Source organism: Microbacterium esteraromaticum, from assembly GCF_900163815.1.
In the GTDB taxonomy this organism is placed as follows: Bacteria; Actinomycetota; Actinomycetes; order Actinomycetales; family Microbacteriaceae; genus Microbacterium; species Microbacterium esteraromaticum_B.
This window is the reverse complement of the sequence record NZ_FUKO01000023.1, coordinates 1-26019: the sequence shown is the minus strand read 5'-3', so window position 1 is coordinate 26019 and position 26019 is coordinate 1. Positions and strand designations below refer to the sequence as shown.

The window sequence follows — 26019 nt, the reverse complement described above, 5'->3', positions numbered from 1 at the left end:
ACGCCGCGCGCACTCCTCAGTGCGTGTACTCCATGAGGTCGGTGCCGAGCACGCGGAAGGCGTCGTGCGCTCGCAGCCGGTGGCTGATCGAGAGGTCGTCGAAGCACACAGTCATCGCGTAGGCGACTCCCGCGCGGGGGCCGGCCAGCACCCCGGCCTCGGCGCGCACGCCGCGATCACGACCGGTCTTGTTGATGAACAGCAGCCCGTGCGCATCGTGCTCATGCGCAAACGGGTCCAGCCCCGTCGCCGACGCCACCAGGGTGAGATCCTGATTCAGGCTCAGCCATTCCGAGACCTGTGCACTGACCGCAGCATCCACGACCGAGGAATTGACCAGGCCGGCGAACAGCTCTGCGAACTCGCGCGTCGTGCCGACGGCGACATGCGGGGCGTCATCCGGTCCGCGCCGATCGCGGAAGCAATCGAGCACGGCGCTGCGCGGCATCCCGATGGCGACCATCCGCGCGCGCACGCGTTCATGTCCCACGGCAGCGAGCAGCGCATTGGCGGCATTCGGGTCGCCAGCGGTCGCGGCGAACACGGCGAGGTCGATCAGCGGCAGGGCCGGCGCACGCAGGTTGCGCCAGAGCCCGGAACCGGCGACGAAGTCTTCACTGTCGCGGTCGATGATCTCCAGCGGGTCGAGCCCGCCGGCATCCAGCCCGGCTGCCGTCTCGACGAGCACCGGGACGACGCCGAGGCCCGCGATCGGAAGCGACACATGATCATCACCGGCGAGCACCGAGCGCCCCGAGTCCAGGTCGTTCACGCGCACGGACACCTGAGCGCCCGACTGAGCGAGCTCGTCCAGCGCGCGCCAGGTGGAGCTGAACGACCGCCGCCCGACCGCCGCCCGGCGCGGAGCGCGCCGACCACCGCGCTGAGACCGGCGTCGAGCGGCGCGCGCGCCCTCGACAGGCTCAGGGACAGAAGCGGAGTGCGAGACCACGCATGTTCCTATTCGGGGGAGGTGGGGGAGGTGTGGGCGACCAAGACCTCATGCGCAATGCACGCGGCCCGGATCACCCCGTTATCGTAACCCCGCCCCCGCTCCCCCTTCTAGGGCATTCACCAGATAGTGACGCGCTGGTCGCCGGGAAGATACAAGCTGTCGCCTTCTGTCACATCGAAGGCCTCGTAGAACGCATCGATGTTGCTGAGAATCTGGTTGCAGCGGAACTCGTTCGGCGAGTGCGGGTCGATCGCCAACAGGCGGATCGTCTCGGCCTCGCGGCTCTTCTGCTGCCAGACCTGCGCCCACGACAGCAGCAGTCGCTGCACACCGGTGTACCCGTCGATGACGGGCGCTTCCGCTCCGTCGAGCGACAGCTCATATGCCTTCAGTGCGATGCCGAGTCCGCCGAGGTCGCCGATATTCTCGCCGATCGTGAGCGCGCCGTTGACGTGGTTGTCGTCACCGAGACCCAGCGGCACGAGCGCGTCGTACTGCGCGATGAGCGCCGTGGTGCGCTGCTCGAAGGCGGCGCGGTCGTCGTCGGTCCACCAGTCCTGCAGGCGACCGTCGCCGTCGTAGCGGCTGCCCTGGTCGTCGAAGCCATGGCCGATCTCGTGGCCGATCACCGCACCGATGCCGCCGTAGTTCGCTGCCGCGTCGCGCTCGGCGTCGAAGAACGGATGCTGCAGAATCGCCGCCGGGAACACGATCTCGTTCATCAGCGGGTTGTAGTAGGCGTTGACCATCTGCGGCGGCATGAACCACTCATCGCGGTCGATGGGGTTGCCGACCTTCGAGATCTGACGGTCGTGCTCGAAGACTGTCGCGCGGCGCGCGTTGCCGATCAGGTCGGATGCCGAGATCTCGACCCCGTCGTAGTCGCGCCACACATCGGGGTGGCCGATCTTCGGACGGAAGGTGTCGAGCTTCGCCAGCGCCTTCTGCCGAGTCTCGGGGCTCATCCATTCGAGTTTCTCGATGCTCTGCCGGTAGGCCTCGATGAGGTTGGCGACCAGGTCGTCCATCGCGGCCTTCGATGAGGCCGGGAAGTGCCGCTCGACGTAGATTTTGCCGACGGCATCACCCAGCGAGCCCTCGACGAGCGAGACGCCGCGCTTCCAGCGCTCGCGGATCGACGGGGTTCCGGTGAGCTCGGTGCCGTAGAACGAGAAGTTCTCGTCGATGAAGTCATCGGTCAGGAATGCGGCGAGGCCGTGCACGACCTTCGCGGTCAGCCAGGCTTTCCACTCGTCGAGGCGGTCTTCGACGAGCAGCGCACCGAGGCCCTCGAAGAAGCTCGGCTGGAAGACGACGAGCTCGTCGAACGCGGTCGGGTTGGCGGCCGCCACAGCATCCCGCCACGGGGCCATGTCGACGCCGACCAGCGCCTGGAACTCATCCCAGCTCTTCAGGTTGTAGGTCTTGACCGCGTCGCGCGAGGCGACGTTGTCCCAGTGGCTGCCCGCGATGTCGTGCTCGAGCGCGAAGGCGCGGTCGGCGACAGCGTCGGCGTCTTCGACCGCGGCGAGCGCGAGCAGACGCTCGAGGTGCGCCCGGTATGCGGCGCGCGTCTCGGCAAAGCTGTCGAGTCGGTAGTAGCTCTCGTCGGGCAGCGACAGCCCGCCCTGCACGGCAAACGGCACGTAGCGCTCGGGATTGCCGGGGTCGGGCTCGACGAACACGCCGATGAGGGCGGCGATGCCGTCACGGTCGAGTTCGCCGACGGTGGCGAGGAAGGCGGGGATGCTGTCGATCCGGTCGACCTTCGCGAGCTGCTCGATCAGCGGCGCGGTGCCGCGGGTGGCGATGCGGTCGGTGTCCATGAAGCTGGTGAACAGGTCGCCGACCTTGCGGGCGAGGGTGCCCGGGTCAGCATCCTGGGACTCCTCGATGATCGCCCGAACGTCTTTCTCGGCCTGCTCGGCGAGCAGGTGGAAGGAGCCCCAGCGCGCCTTGTCGGAGGGAATCTCGGCGGCCGCGAGCCACGGGCCGTTCACGTGGCGGTAGAGGTCGTCCTGCGGACGGATGGCGGAGTCGAACTCGGAGACGGCAAGGCCGGAGGGCAGTACGTCAGTCATGCATCCAGCCTATGCGCCGTCACCGACACGTGCTGTAGGGCTCGGTCCCGGCGAAGCGGTCGGAGGTCCATGCGACTGCCTCTTCCATGGCCGGAGAATCGGCCTCGATCAGCGAGTGATGCCTCAGTCCGCCATAGGCGCGGAAGTCGATCGTGGCGCCATCCGCGCACAGCTGGTTCGCGTAGTCGGACTGCATGCCGAAGAGCACGAGTTCGTCATCACCGCCCTGCCCGATCAGCACGGGTACCGCAGCCGCTGGCGGGACATTCTGCGCCAGACGCGCACCGAGAGGGCCGGCGTCGGGATCGCGAGCGATCATGCTCGGGTCTTGGCTGAGCGCGAAGAGGGTGAGAATCGAGACGAGCGTGGGCGGTTCATCAAGGCAGCGTGAGACTAGCTCGCGCACGCTCACCTCGGCATCTGCGCGGACATAGCGGCTGAACGAGACATCGGGATATATCTCGCTGTAAGCGCTGATCACGAAGGCGGCGAACACGCTTCCCTCGGGCACGTCGAATACACCGTCGACCATGCTGGTGAGATCGCTGGCGGGTGCGAGAGCCACCGCGCCGTCGAGCGGCACGTCCGGGGCGTAGTCGGACTCGATGGCCGCTGACCACAGGCTCGCCGCTCCACCTTGCGAATGCCCCCATGCGACGGTCTGACCCCCGAGCTTCGCGTCATCGAGCTGACGCGCTGCTCGGACGGCATCGAGTTCGGCGCGGGCACTGTCTTCACCGACCATGTACGGGTGCGGGCCTTCGGTACCGAGGCCGATGTAGTCGGTCGCTACGAGCGCCCAACCGTGCTCGAGCACGTCATCGAGCACGTAGAGCCCACCCGACTTGAAAGGCTGGGGTGCCAACGACGGCGCACATGCTCGGTCGAAGCCGGTGCTGCCGTGGTGCCACGCGACGACCGGATGCTGCTCACCAGCATCCGGCACTACGACGATTCCACTCGCGATGGCCGCGCGGCCGTCGCCATGCGTAGTCGTGTACAGAATGCGCCACGCTGAAGCACCCGACGGAACGCCCGTCGCGAACTCCTCAGCGCGGATCAGCTGCCCGGGCTCACCCGCCACTGTCCGCGGCGCGGCGTAGAAGTCGTCGGTCACACGCGTGCCTTCGCGCAGCGTGGCACTGGCGACGACCGTGCCTGCGACCAACGCGACCGCGCAGACCGCCGCGATCGTGCGCACCCAGCGGCGCGTGATCGTCTCCCGGCTGGCTTTCAACTCACGACGCCCGTGCAGCATCCGGATCAGACCCGCGATGCCGGCGATCGCCAGCGTCGCGCCGAAGACGACCGACACGATGAGCAGCGTGATGTCGGGCCAGACGATGGCGAGGATGCCGAAGGCGATGCCCGCCAGCCCCAGCAGCGACTCGGCGATGCGGCGGTCGAGCGTGCGGTCGCGGCGGATGATGAGAGCGCCGGCGCCGACCGCCCCGCGGACGATGAGCGCGACGCCGACGACCTGCGCGAGAACGCGCACGGTCAGCCCCGGCAGCACGAGCACGACCACACCCGTGATGACGAGAGCGGATGCCAGCAGCACCCGCATCCGCTCGCTGCCGGCGACCGGAAACAGCAGTTCGAGCAGTCCCGCCAGCACGAGACCCGCGCCGATCAGCAGCGCCAGCACGCCGAGCGCGGTGGTCGGGTGGATGATCAGAACCACGCCGACGGCGATGGCCGCCGCGGCGAGGAAAGCGGTGACTGCGCGGGGCAGGCGCTGCGCGTATCGGATCAGCAGGTTCACCGCGCCAGCCTATCCAGACGCGGCATCGACCCGACGACGCCATAGGCTCGACGCGTGGCCTCCTCCGCACCCTCGACGTTGAACCGAGAAATTCTGCACCTCGCCGTGCCGGCGCTCGGTGCGCTCGTCGCCGAACCCGCGTTCCTCATCCTCGATGCGGCGATGGTCGGTCACCTCGGCACGATCCCGCTGGCCGGACTCGGCATCGCGAGCGCAGTCCTGCAGACGATCGTCGGGTTGATGATCTTCCTCGCCTACTCGACCACGCCCGCCGTCGCCCGCCGATTCGGAGCGGGCAAGCCGGGCGATGCGGTCTCCGTCGGCATCGACGGCATGTGGCTCGCTCTCGGGCTCGGCGCGGTGCTCGCCATCATCGGCGCCCTCTCCACCCCGTGGCTGGTCGCGATGTTCGGGCCCACCGACATCGTCGCCACCGAAGCCCGCACCTACCTGATGATCTCGATGTGGGGTCTGCCGGCGATGCTGATCGTCTTCGCCGCCACCGGACTGCTGCGCGGCATGCAGAACACCATGACCCCGCTGTGGATCGCCGGCCTCGGCTTCACGGCGAACGCGCTGCTCAACTGGATCTTCATCTACGGGTTCGGCTGGGGTATCGCCGGCTCCGCGTTCGGCACGGTTGTCGCGCAGTGGGGAATGGTCGCCGCCTACGCCGCGGTGATCACCCGCCTCGCCCGTCGCCACGGCGCATCACTGAAAGCGCAGCGCAACGGCATCCGCGGCAATGCCCGCTCGGGCGGCTGGCTGTTTCTGCGCACCGTCAGTCTGCGCGTCGCCCTGCTCATGACCGTGGGGGTCGCCACCGGCATCGGCACGCAGGAACTCGCCGGCTGGCAGATCGCCTTCACGATTTTCTCGACTGCGGCCTTCGCCCTCGACGCCCTCGCGATCGCCGCGCAGGCTCTCATCGGCAAGAGTCTCGGTTCCGGCGACATGGACCAGGTGCACCGGGTGCTGCGCCGCACCGTCGCGTGGGGCGTGTGGTTCGGCGTGCTCGTCGGGGTCGTGATCGGCGCACTGTCGGGCGTGATCGGGATCGTCTTCACGGGGGATGCCGCCGTCGCGGCACTCGTGCAGCCGGCGTTCATCGTGCTCGCCATCGCCCAGCCGTTCGCGGGCATCGTCTTCGTGCTCGATGGCGTGTTGATGGGCGCCAACGACGCCCGCTACCTTGCGGTCGCCGGTCTGCTCAACCTCGTGCCGTTCCTGCCGGCGCTGTGGATCATCTCCGCCACCGGAGTGGACGGAGCGGCAGGTCTCGTCTGGCTCGCCGTCGCGTTCTTCGGCGTCTACATGCTCGCCCGCCTCGCCACCCTCGGCTGGCGCGTGCGCACCGACCGCTGGACGACGGTGGCGGCATGACGCGGCGCGGGCCATGGAGTGACGACACCCCGCCTGCAGCGGCGGGCTGGGTCCCCGCATCCTGGCCGGGGGATGCCTCAACGGTCGAGCGCTGGATCCGCGAAGAACTGCTCTCGAGCGTGGCGAGCACCGGCGACGTGCGATACGACGGCATCGATGGCATCCGTGTCGCCGCTCAGCTCGACGGAAACGACCTCGAGCACGTGCTCATCGACGCGACCGGGGTCGATCTCACCGCCCGGATGACCGAGGACGGCCAGTCGGCAGGGGCGGACACGACGCCCGCCGAGCCGCCTGCGATCGTCTCCCGCACATCCGGGATGCTGCGCACCGCCCGCATCGTCGCCGGCCCCGCCACCGTGCAGGGCTACGCCGTGCATCTCGACGTGACGGTGTCCGATGCCGCCTTCGACTGGGTCGAGTACGTATCGGCGCGGGATGCCGGACGCTCTGCGTCGGCTTTCGGAATCGAGGATTCGCCCGAGACGGCGAGGCTGTCCGGCAGCTTCTCGGCGCGGATGCGGGCGTCGGACATCGCGCCGCTCATCCGGGCGGTCGCCACCCCGATGCTGGCGACGACCGGCGTGCGGCTGCGGCGACTGGAGGGCACGGTCACCGTTTCGCGACGCCAGGTCGTCAAGGTGCGGGCTCTGGCGTCCGTGCGGTGGAAGATCTTCGGCGCGACGGTGCGCGCGGCGGTGTCGGTCCAGATCACCCCGGCGGCGATCGTCGATGTCAAGCGGGTGCGGCTGCGCAGCTGGAATCCGATCGTCGCGATCGCGCTGCTCGCGGCTCGTCGCCAAGTTCGTGCGGTCGAAGGCCAGAGGTTCGACCTCAACGAGGAAGCCGGAGCGACAGCGCCCCGCATCAGCAACCTGCGCCTGAGTGCCGGCGACGATCTGGCGATCTCAGCTCGCTTCGGCTGAGCGCGCCGCGCGCCCCAGCGGCTCCCGCGCCAGCATCCGCTGCAGAGATTCGCATCCGCTGCATCGATCAATGGCGCGGATGCCGCAAAGTGCAGCGGATACGGGGCGGGGCGCCGGAGCGGGACGCCGGAGCCGGATGCCGAGTACCAGCTACGAGCGGCCAGCCGGCCCGAGCCTCAGACGACCTCGCCGGCGGCGACGGTCTCGGCGAGCATGTGCACGCGCGGCAGGTGATGCGCCGCGTAGAAGTCCGCGGCGCGCAGGCGCGCAGCATCGGCTTCGTCAGCGCCGTCGTGACCGAGCACCGCGGCGACCGCGAGCGCGTGCATCCACCCACCGGCGAGCGTGCCCAGCAGCATCAGGTACGGCACGCTGACGCCGTACGCGTCGCGCGTCTGCCCGAATCCGACGACGGATGCTGTCGCCGCGCGTGCCGCAGCGATCGAACGCTCGAGCCGCTCGGCCATACGGGTTGCAACGGCGTCGTCGTGTTCGCGCAGTGCCGCGACCGTCGCGGTCATCTCGACGAACAGGCTCTCGGCGGTCGCGCCACCATCGCGCACCACCTTGCGGCCGATCAGATCATTCGACTGGATCGCCGTCGTGCCCTCGTAGATCGTCATGATGCGCGCATCGCGATAGTGCTGCGCGATGCCGGTCTCTTCGATGTAGCCCATGCCGCCGTGCACCTGGATCGCATCGCTCGTGATCGCGATCGCGTCTTCGGTGGCCCAGCCCTTCAGCACCGGCACCAGGAACTCGGCGAGCGCGAGCGTGCCGTCGGTGTCGGCGCGGTCGAAGAGGTCGCCGAGATACACGCCCAGCGCGCGCATCGCGAAGATGCGGCTCTGCATCGACAGCAGCAGACGCCGCACATCGGGGTGCTCGGCGATCGGCGTGCCTGCGGGGCGGTCGAGCACGGATCCCTGCAGTCGGCCGCCCGCGTATTCCACGGCCTGCTGGTAAGCCCGGTCCGAGATGCCGGTGGCCTGGAACCCCATTCCCGCGCGCGCCGAATTCATCATCACGAACATGCCGGCTAGCCCACTGCCGACCTCTCCGACGAGGTAGCCAGTCGCGTCTTCGTAGGCGAGCACGCAGGTCGGGCTGCCGTGGATGCCGAGCTTGTGCTCGATCGCAACCGTCGTGACCGCGTTGCGATCGCCCAGCGTTCCATCGTCACCGACGAGAAGCTTGGGCACGACGAAGAGCGACAACCCCTTTGCACCGGCAGGAGCGTCGGGAGTGCGCGCGAGCACGAGATGCACGATGTTCTCGGCCACATCGTGGTCGCCCCAGGTGATGAAGATCTTCTGCCCGCTGATGCCCCACGAACCATCCGCCCGAGGCATGCCGACGGTGCGAATCGCGCCGAGATCGGTGCCTGCCTCCGGCTCGGTCAGGTTCATCGTTCCGGTCCACTCGCCCGAGACGAGCTTGGTCAGGTACGTCTCGCGAATCTCCTCGGAGGCGATGGCGTCGAGCGCGTGGATCTGGCCGGCGGTGAGCAGCCAGCACAGGGCGAAGGCGGCATTCGAACCGTTCCAGATCTCACCGAGGCCCGCACGGATCGAGCCGGGCAGTCCGTCGCCGCCGGCAGATTCCGGCGCCTCGGCGGTGATCCACCCTGCCTCGACGAACGCTCGGTAGGCTTCCGCGAAGCCGTCCGGCATCCGCACCTGACCGTCTTCGAGACGCGCGCCCTCGCGGTCGCCGATCACCTCGAGCGGGGCGAGCACGGAGGCCGCGAATTCACCGGCGCCGGCGACGATCTCGGTGGCGTCTTCGGCGCTGAAGGCCCCACCCGTTCCGCGCGCGACGAGGTCGAGGCCGAAGGCCTCGCCGAAGAGGAAAGCGTAGTCCGCGACCGGGGGGATGTAATCGGATGCCATCGTGCACTCCATTCTGAGACTGAGGCTCAGTCTACGCGAGACTGCGTCCCAAGGGAATGCCTGCCGGCCGCCCGCTCAGGCGTGCCGACGACACCATTCGTACATCACGACGGCTCCAGCCGCGCTCGCGTTGATCGAGCGGGTGGAGCCGTACTGCGTGATCTCGATGTGGCCGGATGCTGCGGCGAGCGCCTCCTCGGACAAACCCGGCCCCTCCTGCCCGAACAGCAGCACGCATCGCTCGGGCAGGTCGGCCTGATCGACCGGCACCGCTTCGCCGACATTGTCCACGGCGATGATCGGGAGGCCTGCCTCCGCCGCCCACGCCGCGAATGTCTCCACATCGGGGTGATGCACGACGTGCTGATAGCGGTCGGTGACCATCGCGCCGCGCTTGTTCCACCGGCGGCGACCGATGATGTGCACGGTGTCGGCGAGGAACGCATTCGCACTGCGCACGATGGAGCCGATGTTCATGTCGTGCTGCCAGTTCTCGATGGCGACGTGAAACGCGTGCCGCTTGGTGTCGAGGTCGGCGATGATGGCATCCATCCGCCAGTACCGGTAGCGGTCGATCACGTTGCGCGTATCGCCGTGCTCGAGCAGTTCAGGGTCGAAATACTCCTCGATGGGCCACGCGTCGCGGCCGCCGGGATAGGGACCGACCCCGTGGGTGGTGCGCTCTGGGGTCTGCTCGTCCATCCCGTCAGGTTATCGCTCGCCCCCGCACCGGATGCCGACGACCACGGTATTTAGGTGCACCGAAATCTCGTTATGCTCTGCGTATGTCGAAAAGCGAGCTGAGCGACATCGGGGCCGTTCGGCCGCGCCCGCCGCTGCGCGGCATCTGGCTGCTCGGGCCGGCACTCGTCGCGGGCGTCGCATACCTCGACCCCGGCAACGTCGCCAGCAACATGACTGCCGGCGCGCAGTACGGCTACCTTCTGGTGTGGATCGTCGTCGCCGGAAACGTGATGGCCTGGCTGGTGCAGTACCTCTCGGCCAAACTCGGCATCGTCACCGGGCAGAGTCTGCCCGAGCTGCTCGGCACCCGCATCCGCCACCGCTGGGCGCGTCGCGCGTACTGGCTGCAGGCAGAGCTCGTCGCGATGGCCACCGACATCGCCGAGGTGCTCGGCGGCGCGGTGGCGCTGAACCTGCTGTTCGGCATCCCGCTGCTGTGGGGCGGAGTGATCACCGGCCTCATCTCGATCGTGCTGCTGATGGTGCACACCCGACGCGGCCCACGGCATTTCGAGTTCGTCATCATCGGCCTGATGGCGATGATCGTCGTCGGGTTCGTCGCCGGGCTCTTCGTCGGCCCGCCCGACCCGGCCGGTGTCATCGGCGGCATGCTGCCCCGCTTCACCGACAGCGGTTCGGTGCTGCTGGCGGCATCCATCCTCGGCGCGACCATCATGCCGCACGCGATCTACGCGCACAGCGCTCTCACCCGCGACCGGTTCAGCGCCACCAACGGATCGAGTCGACCGTCGATCCGGACGCTGCTGACCGCGACGCGCTGGGATGTCACGATCGCGATGGCGATCGCCGGTTCGGTGAACCTCGCAATCCTGCTGCTCGCCGCCGCGAACCTCCCAGGCGTCGAGGGCACCGACTCGCTCGAAGGCGCTTACGCCGCGATCTCGGCGAACCTCGGCGGTGTGATCGCGACGCTGTTCGCCGTCGGACTGCTCGCCTCGGGTCTGGCTTCCACCTCGGTGGGCGCCTACGCGGGAGCCGAGATCATGCACGGCCTGCTCGCCGTGCGCGTGCCGCTGCTCGCCCGGCGTCTGGTCACGCTCATCCCCGCCCTCATCATTCTGGGCGTCGGGTTCGATCCGACCCTCGCGCTGGTGCTCAGCCAGGTGGTGCTGTCCTTCGGCATCCCGTTCGCGCTGGTGCCTCTGGTCGTGCTCACCGCACAGCGGCGCACGCTCGGCACCCACGTCAACATGCTCGCCACAACCGTCGTCGGTGCGCTGTTCGCGGTGCTGCTGATCGCACTGAACGCCGTGCTGCTCTGGCTGATCGCCACGGGCGCATAACGCCTCAGGGCGTGATCGTCACGGTCGCGTCGGTCGGCACGGTCAGGGTGAGGATGCCGGATGCCGCGTCCCATGACCGCACCTGGCCACCGTCCACCTTCGGCTTCGCAGTGAATACCGTCGGCGGCAGGTACACCTCGGCAGAGCCCTTTCCGGCATCGACGTCACCGACCGTGAAGGTGAGCTTCTTCGGCTCGGACTCCCAGGATTGCAGCCCCGCAACGGCCCGCGGGTACGGCCGCACCAGCCAGTCGACGAGGGTGCGCGCCGTGCCATCCGTCTCGTAGGGACCCCAGCTGCCGGCGTCGCGCGACCAGTAGGCGACGCCCATGCCTGCGGCATCCGCCGTCTCGTAGACGAGCCGCACATACTCTTCGGCGCCCTCGCTCGTGGTGTCTAGGCCGAACTCGCCGAGGATCACCGGCACGGCCCCCTCGCCCTTGCCGAGCACCTCGGCGGTGCGCAGCACGTTGAAGGTCCATTGCGTGACCGTGCCCTCGACCAGCCCCTTCGACGAGCCGGCGAATCCCTCGCCGAGGTCCATCGGCAGCGGGTACAGGTGCGGGCAGAACGCGATGCGGGGGTCGCCGTCACGGGCGTCATCGATGGCGCCAAGGGCGCTGGGCAGCCCCCAGTTGAAGCCGAACGCCTGCGGTTCGACGCATACCCAGGTGCTCTGATCGACCTCGCGGATGGCGTCGGTCGCCCGCTGGTAGAGCGTCGTGAGCGGCCCCGACTCGAACGCGACGCCCTGCAGCGTGCCTCCGTAGGGCTCGTTCATCAGGTCGTACGCAACGACCGCGTCATTGTCGGCGAAGTGCTCGGCGACGGCTTTCCACGCGGAAACATAGTGATCAGTGAGCTCGGGGTGCGCGCCAGTGGTGTTCCAGAAGTTGTCGAATGCACGGATGGTCCCGGGTTCGAGATAGACCAGCTCCCACATGTCGCCGACCTCGACCGGCAGCTCATCGAGATGCGTCGCCCATGCGGGCGCGCCGTTGCCCGAGGTGCCGCTGGGCGTGATTGCCGAGCCCCACAGGTCTTGATGCATGTCGAGCATGACGTGGTAGCCGCGGTCGGCGTACCAGCCGACGCGCTCTTCGACGGCATCCAGATAACCCTCGTCGATGACGCCCTTCTCGGGTTCAACGGCACGCCACGAGATGAGAAAGCGCACGAAGTTCGTCCCCATATCGACGTGCTCGCGGTCGAGATCCTGCACGGTGAAGTCGGGAAGGCCGTCCGGGGATCCCTTTGCGCTGCCCGCCGTAGAGAAACCGTGCTGCACGAGGTCGCGTCCGGCAGCATCCGTGATGAACTGCGTCGTCGCCTCGGGCGCGACGCGGGTCGACGACGCCGCCGCCCCCACCGCCACGATGATCACGAGAGCACCTGTGAGCTGCCAGCGGCTCGGACTGCGCATGCAATTCCTTTCGGCGTCATTGCCAGGGAGTCTTCGACGGATGCTAGCATCACGCCCATGGCATCGGAGCCTTCTCTCGTCGCATCCGACCGACCCGCCGCGTCGATGGGCCGGGTGGGCTGGAGCGTTCTGCTCGCCCTGTTCGTGCTCGCTCTTCTCGGCGGATTCCGGCCCTTCATCGGCTGGCTGTCGACCTGGGTCGTGGCGCTTCTGTTCCCGCCCGCCGCGGGCCTTCCTTCGCTGTGGCCCCCGCTGCGGCTCACGCCTCTGGGCGATACGAGCGTCACGGTGTGGCTGATCGATCTGCTCGGCGCCGCGGTGATGCTGATCACCGCTTGGGTCTGGCTGCGCACAGCGTCGATCCGCCGGCCCTTCCCCGGCAGGGCACGCGCGTTCGGGCGCGGTCTGAGCGTGACGATCGTCGCGGTCATCGCCGGGAATGTCGTCCGTGGTGTGGCGCAGAGCTTCCTGCTGCATGCTGACCTCGGCACCTATCTCGGGCAGTTGCTCGGCAATTTGATCGTCTCCGCGCTCACCGGTCTGCTCCTCGGCGTGATCGTCGGGGCCGTCGCCGCGCTGGCCGCGCGGCAGGACGATACCCCGCAGATGGTCGGCATCGCCTCCGGTTCCGACGCTGCGGCGAAGCTGAGCACACAGGAGCCGCATCTCGACCGCCGGTAAGCTCGAACCATGCCCTCAGACCGCACCGATCGGCCCTCCCGCTCCGATTCCGAGGCCCGCCACGCCACACGGCTGAGCACCTGGTTCGCCCTCGTCGCCGCCGCCCTCGGCGTCGTGCTCGTCATCTGGCCCTACCTGCTGCCGGTCGGCGGCCCCTGGGTGCAGCTCGCACTCGGCGCGATGACACTCTTCTTCGCGTTCCGCGCGCGTGCCATCGGCATGCGCGGTGTCAAAGACTACGACGGGCGCCTCTCGCTGCTGGCCGCGCTCGCCGGATTCGGTATCCTCTTCTTCGCCGGCAACGCGGCCTTCAAGGTCCTGATGTCACTGGCGGGCTGACATGCGCTCCCCCGCGTTCGACGATTACCTGAAGACGGTCTACGCGCACACCGAGTGGCAGGATGCGCCGATCACCCCCTCGCAGCTCGCGGCGGCCCTCGGGATCGCGCCGTCGAGCGTCACCGAGATGGTGAAGAAACTCGCCGCCGCCGGCCTCGTCTCCCATGTGCCGTACGGCGCGGTTCGGCTGACTGATGCCGGGCGCGACCGAGCCCTGGCGATGGTGCGCCGCCACCGGTTGATCGAGACGTGGCTCGTGCGCGAGTTCGGCTACGCCTGGCACGAGGTGCACGATGAGGCCGAGGTGCTCGAGCACACCATCAGCGACCGGCTGCTCGAGGGCATCGATGCTCGTCTCGGTCGCCCGCGATTCGATCCGCACGGCGATGCGATTCCGGATGCTGCGGGCCACGTCGAGCGTGAGCCGTTCGTGCTGCTGGCCGATGCGGCATCCGGTCATTCCGGGCGCGTTCTGCGCGTCAGCGACCGCGACCCGGAACTGCTGCGCGAGCTGGAAGCCGCGGGTATCGCCGTGGGCCGCTCGCTCCAGGTGATGGCTTCCGGCATCCTGCTCGACGGCACGTCCGTGACGCTGCCCGACGGTGCGGCAGAAGCCATCTGGCTGACCGCATAGGCTGACCACGAAGGGGAAGACGATGACTCAGGACGATCTGCTGTTCATGGTGCTGATCGGCATCGGCCTCGCCACGCTGACGCTCATCGCGCTCCGCCTGCTGCGACCGCGCAAGCGCGACAACCGCGGCGAATGGTACGAGGGCCCCTGGGACGACGATGACCGCAAGCGCGGGCCGCGGCGCTGACCGCGCGGCGTCCTACGGGGCCGGCCGCGCCACCTCCCGTGATCGCTGTGGTCTCACCCGGCTCGAACTCGGCCGAGCCTCAGTGTCGCGTGTGCTCTTCCCCAGGATTCGGCACCCGGGTCCTTCGCATCAACCCGGTGTTTGTTGCCGACTGCCAGCGCCTACCATGAGCACATGGCACACCGCTCTGAGATCGAATGCTGGCTCACCGACATGGACGGTGTTCTCGTGCATGAGAACGACGCCGTCCCCGGAGCATCCGAACTGCTCGCGCAGTGGGAGGCCGACGACATCCCGTATCTGGTGCTGACGAACAACTCGATCTTCACCGCCCGCGATCTCTCCGCACGGCTGCGGTCGAGCGGACTGCACGTGCCCGAGGAGCGCATCTGGACCTCGGCGCTGGCCACGGCAGACTTCCTCAGCCAGCAGCTGCCCGGCGGCTCGGCCTTCGTCATCGGCGAGGCCGGGATCCTCACCGCGCTGCACGACGCCGGATTCATCATGACCGAGACCAACCCAGACTTCGTCGTGGTCGGCGAGACGCGCACGTATTCCTTCGAGGCGATCACCAGGGCGATTCGGCTCATCAACGCTGGCGCGCGGTTCATCATCACCAACCCGGATGCCACCGGCCCCAGCGCTGACGGGGCGCTGCCCGCGACGGGAGCGGTCGCCGCGCTGATCACCAAGGCCACCGGCCGGGAGCCCTATGTGGTCGGCAAGCCGAATCCGATGATGTTCCGCTCGGCGCTGAACAAGATCGGCGCACACTCGAAGCGCACCGGCATGATCGGCGACCGGATGGACACCGACATCGTCGCCGGCATCGAAGCGGGACTGCACACCGTGCTCGTGCTCACCGGAATCAGCGACCGCGCAGAGATCGAGAAGTACCCGTTCCGCCCCGACGAGGTCGTCGACTCGGTCGCCGACCTGCTGGCGACCGCGTCCGGCCGCGACTGACACTCGGTCGCGCACTCCACCAGTCGCGGTCGGTCGTTTACACGTCGATCAGGACTTGACGGAACCGCTCATCAGCCCGCCGATGAAGTACTTGCCGAGCACGATGTAGACCACCAGGGTCGGCAGCGACGCGATGAGTGCACCAGCCATCGAGGCGCCGTAGTTCGACAGCTGCGCGCCCTGTGACAGGTTCACCAGCGACAGCGAGACCGGCCCCTGGTTGGCATCCGAGAGGAACAGCGCGAACAGGTAGTCATTCCACGCCGAGGTGAACTGCCAGATGATCGTGACGACGAACCCGGGCAGCGACAGCGGCAGGATGATGCGCCAGTACGAGGCGAGCATGCCCGCCCCATCCATGCGCGAGGCCTCCATCAGCTCTTCGGGAACGCCTTCGTAGTAGTTGCGGAAGATCAGCGTGCAGATCGGCAGCCCGTAGATGATGTGCACCATCAGCAGAGTCGCGATGGTGCTGGGCAGGCCGAGCGACGTCTTCATCTGCACCAGCGGCACCATGATCGCCTGGTACGGGATGAACATGCCGAACAGGATCAGCGTGAAGACGAGGTTCGCGTACGGGAACTTCCAGCGCGACAGCACGAAGCCGTTCATCGATCCGAGCGTCGCCGAGATGAGCGCTGCGGGGATCGCGAGCAGGAAGGTGCGGCCGAGCGGTGCAGCCAGCGCCTCCCAGGCGGTGCCCCAGTTGTCGAAGCCGGTGACGCCATCGGCATCCGCCTGCCACGGCCACAGCGACGGCAGCGACCACGACGTCACGGCGCTGACGTCCGACGGCGGTTTGAAGCTCGTGACCACGAGCACGTACACGGGCATCAGCACGATGACGATGAACAGCAGCAGCAGCGCGTACTTCGCCGTGCGCCCGATGCGCGCCCGGGTCTTGTGTCCGGTCGGGATGTTGCCGCCGGTGCTGACCTTGCGCTCGATACCGGTTGCGACGCTCATTTGCGTGCCTTCCTCTCGGCGCGAGATGTGGAGATCAGGTACGGCACGATGAAGATGCACACCAGCAGCAGCAGAATCGTGGCGATGGCGGATGCCTTGCCGTATTCACCGCCGGTGAGAGCGATCCACATGTACGTGGCGGGAACCTCAGTGACGTAGACCGGGCCGGTGACCGCCATGATCAGGTCGAAGACCTTGAGCGACATGTGTGCGACGATCACCAGGGCCGACAGTGCGACGGGGCTCAGCTGCGGGAAGACGACGTAGCGGTACAGCTTCCACTCGCTGGCGCCGTCCATGCGGGCGGCCTCGCGGAGCTCTTCGGGGATGCCGCGAAACCCGGAGAGGAACAGCGCCATCACGTATCCGGAGAGCTGCCAGATCGCCGGCATCGCCATCGCGGCCATGCCCCACAGCGGCTGGTTGTACCAGTCGTTCTGCAGCGCACCGAGGCCGATCGAGTCGAGGATGCGGTTCAGACCCGAGGCGCGATCGCCGGTGGCGGAGCTGAGCAGCCAGCGCCAGACGACACCGGATGCCACGAACGACACCGCCATCGGGAAGAGGTAGATCGAGCGGAACACGCCCTCGGCGGTCACGCCCTTGTCGAGCAACCATGCCCACAGGAACCCGAAGAGCATGGTGCCGACCATGAAGAAGAGGGTGAAGATGCCGAGGTTGACCAGCGAGTGCAGGAACCGCGGCTCGGTGAGCAGATCAGTGAAGTTCTGGAGTCCGACGAACTCAGAGGCGCTGAGCGCGGAGTCCTTCGTCATCGCGGTGGAGAAGTTCACGCCGATCAGCACGTAGACGAAGATGCCCAGCAGCACGATCGTCGGTGAGATGAGCAGCAGCGGCGGCCCCCAGTTGCGGATGCCCTTGCGCATCGCCGTCCTCCTTCACGCGGGGATGTGTGCGGGGCGACGCGTTTCGCGTCGCCCCGCTCACGGTACGGATATTACTTGCCGAGGCCCTTGGTCTGCGCCTGGACGAGTGCGTCCTGCAGAACGCCGGCGTCCTTGGTGGAGACGAACTGACCGATCGACGAGGTGATGTCGTTCAGCCAGGAGACCTTCACTGCGGCGCCGTGTGCCAGCGAGCTGACCACGGTGTCCTTCGCGAAGGATGCCATGGCACCCTGCTGGTACTCCGGGTAGTCAGCCGAGTCGGCGTCGGTGCGAGCCGGGATCGAGCCCTTGGCGAGATTGAACGCCTTCTGGCCGTCAGCCGAGCTGATCGCCTTCAGCCAGTTCTTCGCTCCACCGGCGTGCGGAGCGCCCACCGGGAGAGTGAAGGAGTCGGCGAGGAAGTCGAACATGCCGTCGGTTCCGGGTGTCGGCCAGGTGATGTAGTCGGTGCCGTAGGTCTTGCCCTTGGCATCGAACTCGGCCAGCGCCCAGTCGCCCATCACGTTGTACGCGGCGGTGCCGTCGATGACCATGTCGGTCGCGACCGGCCAGTCCTGACCGGTGCCGTCGGTGTTCGCGTAGGACAGCAGCTCGGTGTAAGAGTCGATCGCGTCGGTGACCTTGGCGTCATCGAACTTCGTCGAGCCGTCCCACAGACCCTGGTAGCCCTCGGCCCCGAGGGTCGCGAGCAGCACGTTCTCGAACAGCTGCACCTGGGTCCAGTCGGTCGCCACGGAAAGCGGCGTTGCGACGCCGGCCGCCTTGAGCTTCTTCATGTCTGCGAGCCAGGCGTCCAGATCGGCGGGTCCCGTCTTCGGGTCGATACCGGCTTTAGTCAGCAGGTCGGTGTTGACCCAGACGACGTTGGCGCGGTGGACGTTGCTGGGCACCGAGTAGATCTTGTCGTCGACGGTCAGCCGGTCGATCAGAGTCGACGGGAACACGTCGTTCAGACCGTTCTCCTCGTAGAAGGAGCTGAGGTCCTCGATCTTGTCTGCCTCGATGTAGTCGGTGAGTTCAGCACCGGCGTGCGCCTGGAACGAGTCCGGCGGGTTGTTCGCCTTGAGACGGGATGCCAATGCGTTCTTGGCGTTCGATCCCGCACCACCGGCGACAGCGGCGTTGACGAACTTGGTGTCGGGGTACTGCTCGTTGAAGACCTTGACGAGCGCGTCAAGGCCGGTCTTCTCGGAGCCGGATGCCCACCAGGTGAACACCTCTACTTCGCTGGCGTCGTTCGATCCGGCCTTGTCACCGTCGTCCGCGCTGCTGGAGCACCCAGCGAGGACGAGACCGGCAACGGCAAGACCTGCGACTGCGGCAAGTGGTTTGCGCATGTGATCCTCCATTGGAACTGTGCTCCGCGGAAGCCCGCGGACCTCATGCCATGAAATATGAAAACGTTGCCAGAATCAACATGGCGCGTGTCACAAGCCCGTAACGGCCTGAATCCGGCATCCCCGCACTGGCCGCAGCAGTCACGCCGGCGGCAGCTCGCCGGACCCTCTCGTGATCAGCCGAGTGCCCAGCACGACGCGACGCTCCGGCCCGCCACGACCGGCGATCCGCTCGAACAGCAGCTCGGCCGCTGCTTCGCCGCTGGCCCACGGATCCTGCGCGATCGTCGTCACCGGCGGCGTCATCAGGTCGGCGAGCTCGAAGTCGTCGAAGCCGATCAGAGCCGGGTGCACGCCCATCAGGCGCATCGCGCCGAGCACCGCTTTCGTGGTGCGGCTGTTCGTCGTGAACAGCGCGGTGGGCGGATCGGGCAGTGAGAAGAGCTCGCGCAATGCTTCCACGCACGCATCGATCTCGTCCTCGACCTCGACGATCAGCTCGGCGCGATCGGGCAGACCGGCCTGCCTCACGCCTGCCCGGAAGCCGATCTGCCGCTGCTCTGAGGTGTACCGGCCGACGGTGTGCGCGATGCAGGCGATGCTGCGGTGCCCCGCTCGCACCAGCTGCCGCACAGCATCCGCCGCGCCGCGCTCGTTGTCGACGATCACGACATCCGAATGCAGGCCGACCGGCGGGCGGTCGACGAACACGATCGGCGTCCCGGCCGCGGGCTCCGCCGCGAGAAAGGCCACGTCGGATTCCTCATGCGCCACCACGATCAACCCGTCCAGGCGGCGACTCAGCATCCGCTTCAGCACGCGCTCGCTCTCGGCGGCATCGTCACCCGACGACGCGACGAGCACCAGCAGATCGCGCTCCTGCGCGCGGCTCTCGATGGCGCCGATGAGCTGCGAGTAGAACGGGTCCGAGATGCGCGTCACGACCACGCCGATCGTGCGCGCCGACCCGGTGCGCAGTGTGTGCGCGAAGTCGTTGCGGCTGTAGCCGAGCTCGGCGATCGCCCGTTCGACCGCGTTGCGCTTGGCCAGGCTTACGCCCGCCTTGCCCGACACGACGCGAGACACAGTCGACAGCCCGACGCGGGCATGCGCCGCGACGTCGTGCATCGTCGGGCGCGCGGTCACGTCAGCGCCTTCACTGGTCTTCTTCGTCACACCAGGAGATTTCCATGAAAACGTTGCCATGTCCAGCGCGGTATGCGCTGCGACCCGCGCCGTCAACGCACCAGACAGCCTGTTACTGCGGGTCGAGCCCCAGGTCATCGAGGTCGAACGCAGCCAGCCACTGCAGCCCCTCGGCCTCGATGGCTGCCTGGGCGCCGGTGTTGCGGTCGACGATCACGGCGACGGCGACGACTTCGGCGCCTTCTCGGCGCAGCACCTCTACGGCCTTGAGTGCCGACTGCCCGGTGGTGGAGGTGTCTTCGAGCACGATGACGCGCTTGCCCGAGACGTCGGCGCCCTCCACCTGGCGGCCGCGGCCGTGGTCCTTCGGCTCCTTGCGCACGACGAACGCGTCCAGCGGCCGGTCGGTCGCAACCGACGCGTGCAGCACCGAGTTCGCGATGGGGTCGGCACCGAGGGTGAGCCCGCCTACGGCGGAGATGTCGTGCCCGCCGATCAGATCGAGCATGATGCGCCCGATCGCGGGGGCTGCCCGGTGGTCGAGGGTGAGTCTGCGCATGTCGACGTAGTACGTCGCCTGCTTGCCGCTGGAGAGCGTGAAGTCGCCGTGGAACACGGCTTCTGCGGTGATCAGGTCGAGCAGGGCCTGGCGGTCTTCGGCGAGTTTCGTCACGGCATCCAGTGTATTCCCGGTGACGTCGACCCACGGATGCCACGAGCTGGCATAGCGTTGAGACAGGAGGCCACACATGTTCTCGTACGATCCCTATGCCGCCCTCGCCGAGCTGCGCCCCGTGCCCACGCTCGAACTGACCAGCCCGGATTTCACGGCTGGCGGGCCGCTCCCGAGTTTCGCCTGGTCGTCTGACCGGGCCGGCGAAGACCGGCATCCGGCCCTGGAATGGTCCGACCCGCCCGCCGGCACACTCAGCTTCGCAATCTCGTGCTTCGACCCGGATGCCCCGACGGGCTCGGGCTTCTGGCACTGGGCGGCCTACAACCTGCCTCCCGACTTGCGTGCCCTCCCCGCCGGAGACGGCACTGCGAAGAGCCTGCCGGAAGGGTCTGTCGTGCTCCCCAATGAGGCACGGCTCGAGCGCTACATCGGCGCCGCACCGCCCATGGGCACCGGCGTGCACCGCTACTTCTATGTGATTGACGCGCTCGATGTCGACCAGCTCGACCTCGAGATCGGCTCGACGCCGGCCGTGCTGGGCTTCAACCGGCACTTCCACACGCTCGCGCGCGGCGTCCTCATCGGCACCGGGGACCCCTCCGAGCGGTGACCGGCGCGAAGGCCAGCAGCGTCGGCGGCCCCGAATAGGCTGGATGCATGCGTCTGGCCACCTGGAACATCAACTCGATCCGCACGCGCGTCGGTCGCGCCGTCGACTTCGCCGTGCGCGAGGACATCGACGTGCTCGCCTTTCAGGAGATCAAGTGCAAGCCCGAGCAGTTCCCGTACGAGCCGTTCGAGGCTGCGGGGTACCACGTCGAGGTGCACGGGCTGAATCAGTGGAACGGCGTCGCGATCGCGAGCCGCCTGCCGATGACCGAGGTGAGCACGGGCTTCGATGGCATGCCCGGTTTCGAGAAGGGGCATGAGGGCCCGGATGCTCCGCTTGAGGCCCGCGCGCTCGGCGTGACCGTCGACGGTGTGCGGGTGTGGAGCCTGTACGTGCCCAACGGCCGTGCACTCGGCGACCCGCACCTGGCCTACAAGCTGCATTGGCTCGAGGCGCTTCGCACGGCCACTGCCGCCGAGATCGCCGCGAACCCGAGCCGGCCGCTGGCCCTCGTCGGCGACTTCAACATCATCCCGTTCGACCATGACAACGGCGACCCCGGCATCGTCGAAGGGCAGTCGACCCACGTCTCGCCGGAGGAGCGCGCGGCGTTCTTCGCATTCGAATCAGCCGGACTGACCGACGTGGTCCGTCCGCTGATCCCCGAAGGATTCACCTATTGGGACTATCAACGGCTGAAGTTCCCCCGCAACGAGGGGGTGCGCATCGACTTCATCCTCGGTTCGCAGCCCTTCGCGGATGCGGTGACCGGAGCATCCATCCACCGCAATGAGCGCAAGGGCGAGCAGCCCAGCGACCACGTGCCGGTGGTGGTCGACCTCGACCTTGGCAGCGACGGGGACGACGACGATCTGCCGATGATCTTCGCGTGAGCAGCGTGGGCGGTGGCGGCACGGGTGCGTTGCGCGACCTCTCCGGCATCCGTCTCATCGCGACGGATCTCGACGGCACGCTGCTCGATGCCTCGGGCGGGATCTCCCCGCGCACTCGCGCGGCGCTAGACGCGGCGCGCGACGCTGGCATCGCCACGATTCCGGTGACGGCGCGGCAGCCGATCGGGCTGCGGCCGATCGCCGTCCAGGCCGGATTCGACGACTGGGCGCTGTGCGGAAACGGCGCCTACGGCGTGCACTTGACCACCGGTGAGCACCTGTTCGCCGCTGAGATTCCGCCAGATATTCAGCGCGAGCTGGCCGATGCGCTGCTCGCCGTCATGCCTGACCTGGTCTTCGCGAGTGTGCGCGACGCCGGTGAGGGCTTCATCGCTCAGGACGGATACGCGGCGCTCGCGCAGCTGAACGACCACAAGCGCGATCCATCGACCATGGGCGGCGTGCCGCTCGCACAGGTGCTGGGCGATCCGAGTCTGAAGCTGGTGATCCGGCATCCGTCTGTCCCGATCGCCGAGATCTTCGACGCGCTGCAGGCGCTCGGGCTGACCGGCTTCGAATCGACGCTCTCGGGGGCGCCCTTCGTCGAGGTGATGGCAGAGGGCGTCACCAAGGCGACCGGGCTCGCGCAGGTCGCCACCCGGCTTGGCGTCGACCGCTCCGAGGTGCTCGCCTTCGGCGACGCGCTGAACGATTTGGAGATGCTCGAGTGGGCCGGCCACGGTGTCGCTGTCGCCAACGCCACCGACGTGGTCGCCGAGGCCGCAGATGAAGTCACGACGTCACACGTCGACGACGGCGTCGCGCAGGTCATCGAGCGGATGCTGGCGCGCTGACGCGCGACCGGCGACCCGCGACCCGGATCGGCGACCGCGCGACCCGGATCGGCCACGCGCGACCCGCGCGAAGTCCCCCACGGGGTGGATGTGAGAGTGCCCGCTCCGCCGTACGGTGGAGGGATGTCGGCATCCGCACCCTTTTCGCGCTCCCTCAGCGCGCGCGACCTGCGTCAGGATCTGCTGCTCGCGGGGATCATCTTTCTCGGCGGCATCATCAGCGCCGGGTTGTCGACCGTCGCGCAGCTGTACGGCAAGGACCAGGCGCCGATGTGGACCGCTCTGCTCGTCGTGCTCGGCGTCTCGGCGCCGCTTGCCGTACGACGGCGGTGGCCGGCCCCGGCGGCGATCTTCATCTCGGTCGTGTTCTTCGCCAGCGTCTCGCTGCATGTGCCCGAGGTCTACGTCGTCAACATCGCCATGTTCATCGCGCTGTACTCCGCCGGCGCGTGGATGAACAACCGCCGGGCGGCGTTCTTCGTCCGGGTCGGAATCATCATCGGTATGTTCATCTGGCTGCTCATCATCATGTACGGCGAGGCGATCAGCGAGGCCCATGAAGCAGAGGTCGCGGCGGGCGCCTTCTCGCCGTACCTGGCGTTCATGATGATCCAGCTGCTGCTGAACGGGCTCTACTTCGGTGGCGCGTACTACTTCGGCGAGCGGTCGTGGCATGCTGCGCAGGAGAAGGCGGCGCTCATCGAGCGCACGCATGAGCTCGAGCAGGAGCGCGAGGTGACTGCGGCCCAGGCCGTCGCCCTCGATCGGGTGAGCATCGCCCGCGAGTTGCATGACGTGGTCGCCCACCACGTGTCCGTGATGGGCGTGCAGGCCGGAGCCGCGCGACTCGTCATCGACCAGGACGCGGAGAAGGCGAAGCAGATGCTCGCCGGAGTGGAGGATGCCTCGCGTGATGCGATCCGTGACTTCCGCCAGCTGCTGGAGACGCTGCGGGCTCCTGGTGGATCAGGCGATGATGCGGCATCCACTCTTGGTCTCGACGACATTCAGCACCTCGCGCAGTCTTCCCGCGATGCGGGTCTGCCCACCGACTACTCGGTGATCGGCACTCCCGTGGCGGTCTCGAACACCGTGGGCGTGAACCTGTACCGGATCGCCCAAGAAGCGCTGACCAACGCCCGCCGTCACGCGGGCGCCGGCGCCACCGCCGATGTGCGGCTGCGCTACGAGCCGGATGCTGTCGAGCTGGAGATCGTCAACACCGGCCGCGCCATCTCGGCACTGCGCCCTGGGCTCGGCCAGTTGGGCATGCGCGAGCGCGCCGCAGCATCCGGCGGCACGATCGAGCTTCTTCCACGCCCACAGGGCGGCTTCCGGGTGCGTGTGAACGTGCCCTTGTCTGCCCCTTCGCTCCAGATCTAGAAAGCCGATATGACAGACTCGCCCACCCGCGTGCTGCTGGTCGACGACCACGCGATGCTGCGCGCCGGGTTCCGCACGATCCTTGAGACGCAGCCCGACATTGAGGTGATCGGCGAGGCGGCGACCGGCGCCGAGGGTGTGCAGCTCGCACAGCAGCTGCATCCGGATGTCATCACCATGGACGTGCAGATGCCCGATATGGATGGTCTGGAGGCGACCCGTCGCATCATCGCCGATGAGTCGCTCTCGGGTGCTGTCGCGATCGTGACGACGTTCGATCGCGACGACTACCTGTTCGACGCGCTCGACGCCGGCGCGAGCGGGTTCCTCTTGAAGAACGCCGGGCCCGAAGAGCTCATCGCGGCGGTGCGCGCGCTGGCCTCCGGCGAGGGGATGCTGGCGCCAGAAGTGACGCGCCGCGTGCTGCAGCGGTTCCGCCGCTCCGCGGCACCCGCCCCCACGGCACCCACTCCCGCAGCATCCGCCTCACCATCGGTCCCGTCACTCGATCGCGTTCCCAGCGAGCCGTTCACGGGGCGTGAATACGAGGTGCTGGCGCTCATCGCCGATGCTCGCAGCAACGCCGAGATCGCCGCGGCGCTGTTCATCGGCGAGGCGACTGTGAAGACGCACGTGTCTCGGATCCTGCAGAAGCTCGGCGCCCGTGACCGGGTTCAGGCCGTCGTGCTCGCGCACCGCCACGGCCTCACCTGACCCGGGGCCTATCCCCACCAAGCACCTTCCATCGATGAGGAGACGATGACCGACGTCGCCCGCACCTCTCTGTCGCGCCCGATCACGGCGGGAGTCGTCACCGCGCTGGTGGGATTCACCAGCTCATTCGCCGTCGTGCTCACCGGCCTCGACAAGGTCGGGGCAACACCGGCTCAGGCTGCCAGCGGGCTGCTCGCCCTGAGCATCACGATGGGCGTCGCCTGCGTCGTACTGGCATGGCGATATCGGATGCCGATCACCGCCGCCTGGTCGACGCCGGGCGCCGCGCTGCTCGCCGCGACCAGCGCCGTCGAAGGCGGATGGCCCGCCGCAGTCGGGGCGTTTCTCGTCGTGGCCGCGCTGATCCTGCTCACGGCTCTCGTGCCGAGGATCGGCGCTCTGATCGCGGCCATCCCGCCCTCGATCGCACAGGCGATGCTCGCCGGAGTGCTGCTGCCGCTGTGCCTCGCTCCGATCACCGGAATCGTCGCCAATCCGTGGGGCGTTGTGCCGGTGGTCATCACCTGGCTGCTCTTCGCGCGCCTCGCTCCGCGGTGGGCGGTGCCTGCGGCGTTCGTCGCTGCCACCATCGTCGTCGTCATCGGCGTCGCGTCCACCGGAACCGATGTCGACCCGGCGCTGCTGATGCCGACCTTCGTCTTCACCGCACCCACCTTCACGGTCGGATCGATCGTGGGCATCGCCCTGCCGCTGTTCATCGTCACGATGGCCTCGCAGAACGTGCCCGGCATCGCTGTCATGCGCAGCTTCGGATACGAGGTGCCATGGCGCCCGGCGATGCTGGTCACCGGCATCGGCTCAGCCCTCAGCGCCCCTGCGGGAGGCCACGCCATCAACCTCGCCGCCATCAGCGCCGCTCTGGCAGCATCCCCCGACGCCGAGCCCGACCCGAAGCGCCGCTGGGTGGCAGGGGTCTCGACGGGCGTCTCGTACATCGTGCTCGGCGGTTTCTCGGCGGTGTTCGCAGCCCTCGTGCTGCTCGCTCCCGCCGCGGTCATCCCCGCGGTCGCCGGGCTCGCGCTGTTCGCGGCATTCGGCGCATCCGTGCAACAGGCGATCGACGACCCCGGAGAGCGGATGCCGGCAGTCGTCACCTTTCTGGTCGCCGCATCCGGTGTGGCGCTGCTCGGCATCAGCGCCGCGTTCTGGGCCCTCGTCGCCGGTCTGCTCGTGCGGGGCGTGCTGCACCTCCGTCGCCCCTGACCCCCAGCATCCACCCCCATCTCTTTTC

25 protein-coding genes are annotated in these 26019 nt (G+C 68.0%); 14 read left to right on the top strand and 11 right to left on the bottom strand.

Annotation, left to right across the window (positions count from 1 at the left end; genetic code table 11):
* Window positions 1-16: 16 nt before the first annotated feature.
* The 3 genes from FM104_RS10315 to FM104_RS10305 all read right to left on the bottom strand — a co-directional run bounded on the left by FM104_RS10315 (window position 17) and on the right by FM104_RS10305 (window position 4801).
* Window positions 17-952: a serine hydrolase gene (locus FM104_RS10315; protein ID WP_179206762.1), complete on the bottom strand. Its 936-nt coding sequence runs from the start codon at window positions 950-952 to the stop codon at window positions 17-19.
* Window positions 953-1071: 119 nt separating this feature from the next.
* On the bottom strand, window positions 1072-3036 hold the full coding sequence (locus FM104_RS10310) for a M13 family metallopeptidase (RefSeq protein ID WP_087132159.1): 1965 nt from the start codon (window positions 3034-3036) through the stop codon (window positions 1072-1074).
* A gap of 19 nt (window positions 3037-3055) precedes the next feature.
* On the bottom strand, window positions 3056-4801 hold the full coding sequence (locus tag FM104_RS10305) for a lipase family protein (RefSeq protein ID WP_087132158.1): 1746 nt from the start codon (window positions 4799-4801) through the stop codon (window positions 3056-3058).
* A 54-nt stretch (window positions 4802-4855) separates the two neighbouring features.
* On the opposite strand from FM104_RS10305, the gene FM104_RS10300 reads away from it, so the two are divergent.
* Together FM104_RS10300 and FM104_RS10295 are read left to right on the top strand one after the other, a co-directional pair.
* Window positions 4856-6184, top strand: a complete 1329-nt coding sequence (locus tag FM104_RS10300) for an MATE family efflux transporter (RefSeq protein WP_087132157.1) — start codon at window positions 4856-4858, stop codon at window positions 6182-6184.
* Window positions 6181-7110 (top strand): hypothetical protein, encoded by a 930-nt coding sequence (locus FM104_RS10295; protein WP_087132156.1) that lies wholly within the window; start codon window positions 6181-6183, stop codon window positions 7108-7110. The genes FM104_RS10300 and FM104_RS10295 overlap by 4 nt, the downstream gene beginning before the upstream one ends.
* Before the next feature lie 176 nt (window positions 7111-7286).
* Here FM104_RS10295 and FM104_RS10290 read toward each other — a convergent pair whose 3' ends face one another.
* On the bottom strand, window positions 7287-9002 hold the full coding sequence (locus FM104_RS10290; RefSeq protein ID WP_087132155.1) for an acyl-CoA dehydrogenase: 1716 nt from the start codon (window positions 9000-9002) through the stop codon (window positions 7287-7289).
* A gap of 75 nt (window positions 9003-9077) precedes the next feature.
* Window positions 9078-9704, bottom strand: a complete 627-nt coding sequence (locus FM104_RS10285) for a TrmH family RNA methyltransferase (RefSeq protein ID WP_087132154.1) — start codon at window positions 9702-9704, stop codon at window positions 9078-9080.
* 83 nt (window positions 9705-9787) lie between these two features.
* Here FM104_RS10285 and FM104_RS10280 point away from each other — a divergent pair, with 83 nt between their 5' ends.
* Window positions 9788-11050 carry an Nramp family divalent metal transporter gene (locus FM104_RS10280; RefSeq protein ID WP_087132153.1) on the top strand — a complete coding sequence of 421 codons (1263 nt, stop codon included), beginning with the start codon at window positions 9788-9790 and terminating at the stop codon, window positions 11048-11050.
* Between the two features lie 4 nt (window positions 11051-11054).
* Here FM104_RS10280 and FM104_RS10275 read toward each other — a convergent pair whose 3' ends face one another.
* Entirely contained in the window at window positions 11055-12473 is a 1419-nt protein-coding gene (locus tag FM104_RS10275) for a cellulase family glycosylhydrolase (protein WP_087132152.1), read from the bottom strand.
* 57 nt (window positions 12474-12530) lie between these two features.
* Between FM104_RS10275 and FM104_RS10270 the strand changes: the two genes are divergently transcribed.
* The 5 genes from FM104_RS10270 (at window position 12531) to FM104_RS10255 (ending at window position 15280) form a co-directional block, all read left to right on the top strand.
* Complete coding sequence (locus tag FM104_RS10270; protein ID WP_087132151.1) at window positions 12531-13154, top strand: hypothetical protein; 624 nt, start codon at window positions 12531-12533, stop codon at window positions 13152-13154.
* Between the two features lie 9 nt (window positions 13155-13163).
* Complete coding sequence (locus FM104_RS10265) at window positions 13164-13493, top strand: hypothetical protein (protein WP_087132150.1); 330 nt, start codon at window positions 13164-13166, stop codon at window positions 13491-13493.
* A 1-nt stretch (window position 13494) separates the two neighbouring features.
* The gene (locus tag FM104_RS10260) at window positions 13495-14127 is read left to right on the top strand and encodes a metal-dependent transcriptional regulator (RefSeq protein WP_087132149.1); all 633 of its coding nucleotides are present in this window, start codon (window positions 13495-13497) and stop codon (window positions 14125-14127) included.
* 22 nt (window positions 14128-14149) lie between these two features.
* Entirely contained in the window at window positions 14150-14314 is a 165-nt protein-coding gene (locus FM104_RS16520) for a hypothetical protein (RefSeq protein ID WP_179206761.1), read from the top strand.
* 174 nt (window positions 14315-14488) lie between these two features.
* Window positions 14489-15280, top strand: coding sequence for an HAD-IIA family hydrolase (locus tag FM104_RS10255; protein WP_087132148.1), 792 nt, complete (start codon window positions 14489-14491; stop codon window positions 15278-15280).
* A 48-nt stretch (window positions 15281-15328) separates the two neighbouring features.
* On the opposite strand, the gene FM104_RS10250 is transcribed toward FM104_RS10255, so the two are convergent.
* From FM104_RS10250 to pyrE, 5 genes are all read right to left on the bottom strand, one after another.
* On the bottom strand, window positions 15329-16246 hold the full coding sequence (locus tag FM104_RS10250; RefSeq protein WP_087132147.1) for a carbohydrate ABC transporter permease: 918 nt from the start codon (window positions 16244-16246) through the stop codon (window positions 15329-15331).
* Window positions 16243-17133: a carbohydrate ABC transporter permease gene (locus tag FM104_RS10245; protein ID WP_087132146.1), complete on the bottom strand. Its 891-nt coding sequence runs from the start codon at window positions 17131-17133 to the stop codon at window positions 16243-16245. Before FM104_RS10245 ends, FM104_RS10250 begins: the two co-directional genes overlap by 4 nt.
* Window positions 17134-17204: 71 nt before the next feature.
* Complete coding sequence (locus FM104_RS10240; RefSeq protein ID WP_087132275.1) at window positions 17205-18491, bottom strand: ABC transporter substrate-binding protein; 1287 nt, start codon at window positions 18489-18491, stop codon at window positions 17205-17207.
* A 141-nt stretch (window positions 18492-18632) separates the two neighbouring features.
* Window positions 18633-19667 (bottom strand): LacI family DNA-binding transcriptional regulator, encoded by a 1035-nt coding sequence (locus tag FM104_RS10235; protein WP_179206760.1) that lies wholly within the window; start codon window positions 19665-19667, stop codon window positions 18633-18635.
* Window positions 19668-19749: 82 nt separating this feature from the next.
* Window positions 19750-20310, bottom strand: coding sequence for an orotate phosphoribosyltransferase (gene pyrE, locus FM104_RS10230; RefSeq protein ID WP_087132274.1), 561 nt, complete (start codon window positions 20308-20310; stop codon window positions 19750-19752).
* A gap of 76 nt (window positions 20311-20386) precedes the next feature.
* Between pyrE and FM104_RS10225 the strand changes: the two genes are divergently transcribed.
* The 6 genes from FM104_RS10225 to FM104_RS10200 all read left to right on the top strand — a co-directional run bounded on the left by FM104_RS10225 (window position 20387) and on the right by FM104_RS10200 (window position 25991).
* Window positions 20387-20923: a YbhB/YbcL family Raf kinase inhibitor-like protein gene (locus FM104_RS10225; RefSeq protein WP_087132144.1), complete on the top strand. Its 537-nt coding sequence runs from the start codon at window positions 20387-20389 to the stop codon at window positions 20921-20923.
* 47 nt (window positions 20924-20970) lie between these two features.
* Window positions 20971-21816: an exodeoxyribonuclease III gene (locus FM104_RS10220; RefSeq protein ID WP_087132143.1), complete on the top strand. Its 846-nt coding sequence runs from the start codon at window positions 20971-20973 to the stop codon at window positions 21814-21816.
* Window positions 21813-22670, top strand: coding sequence for a Cof-type HAD-IIB family hydrolase (locus tag FM104_RS10215; RefSeq protein ID WP_256971614.1), 858 nt, complete (start codon window positions 21813-21815; stop codon window positions 22668-22670). The genes FM104_RS10220 and FM104_RS10215 overlap by 4 nt, the downstream gene beginning before the upstream one ends.
* Before the next feature lie 123 nt (window positions 22671-22793).
* Window positions 22794-24053, top strand: coding sequence for a sensor histidine kinase (locus tag FM104_RS10210; RefSeq protein ID WP_087132142.1), 1260 nt, complete (start codon window positions 22794-22796; stop codon window positions 24051-24053).
* 9 nt (window positions 24054-24062) lie between these two features.
* A complete protein-coding gene (locus tag FM104_RS10205; RefSeq protein WP_087132141.1) occupies window positions 24063-24767 on the top strand; it encodes a response regulator in 705 nt (234 codons plus the stop codon).
* Between the two features lie 45 nt (window positions 24768-24812).
* A complete protein-coding gene (locus FM104_RS10200; RefSeq protein ID WP_087132140.1) occupies window positions 24813-25991 on the top strand; it encodes a benzoate/H(+) symporter BenE family transporter in 1179 nt (392 codons plus the stop codon).
* The last annotated feature ends 28 nt before the right edge of the window (window positions 25992-26019 follow it).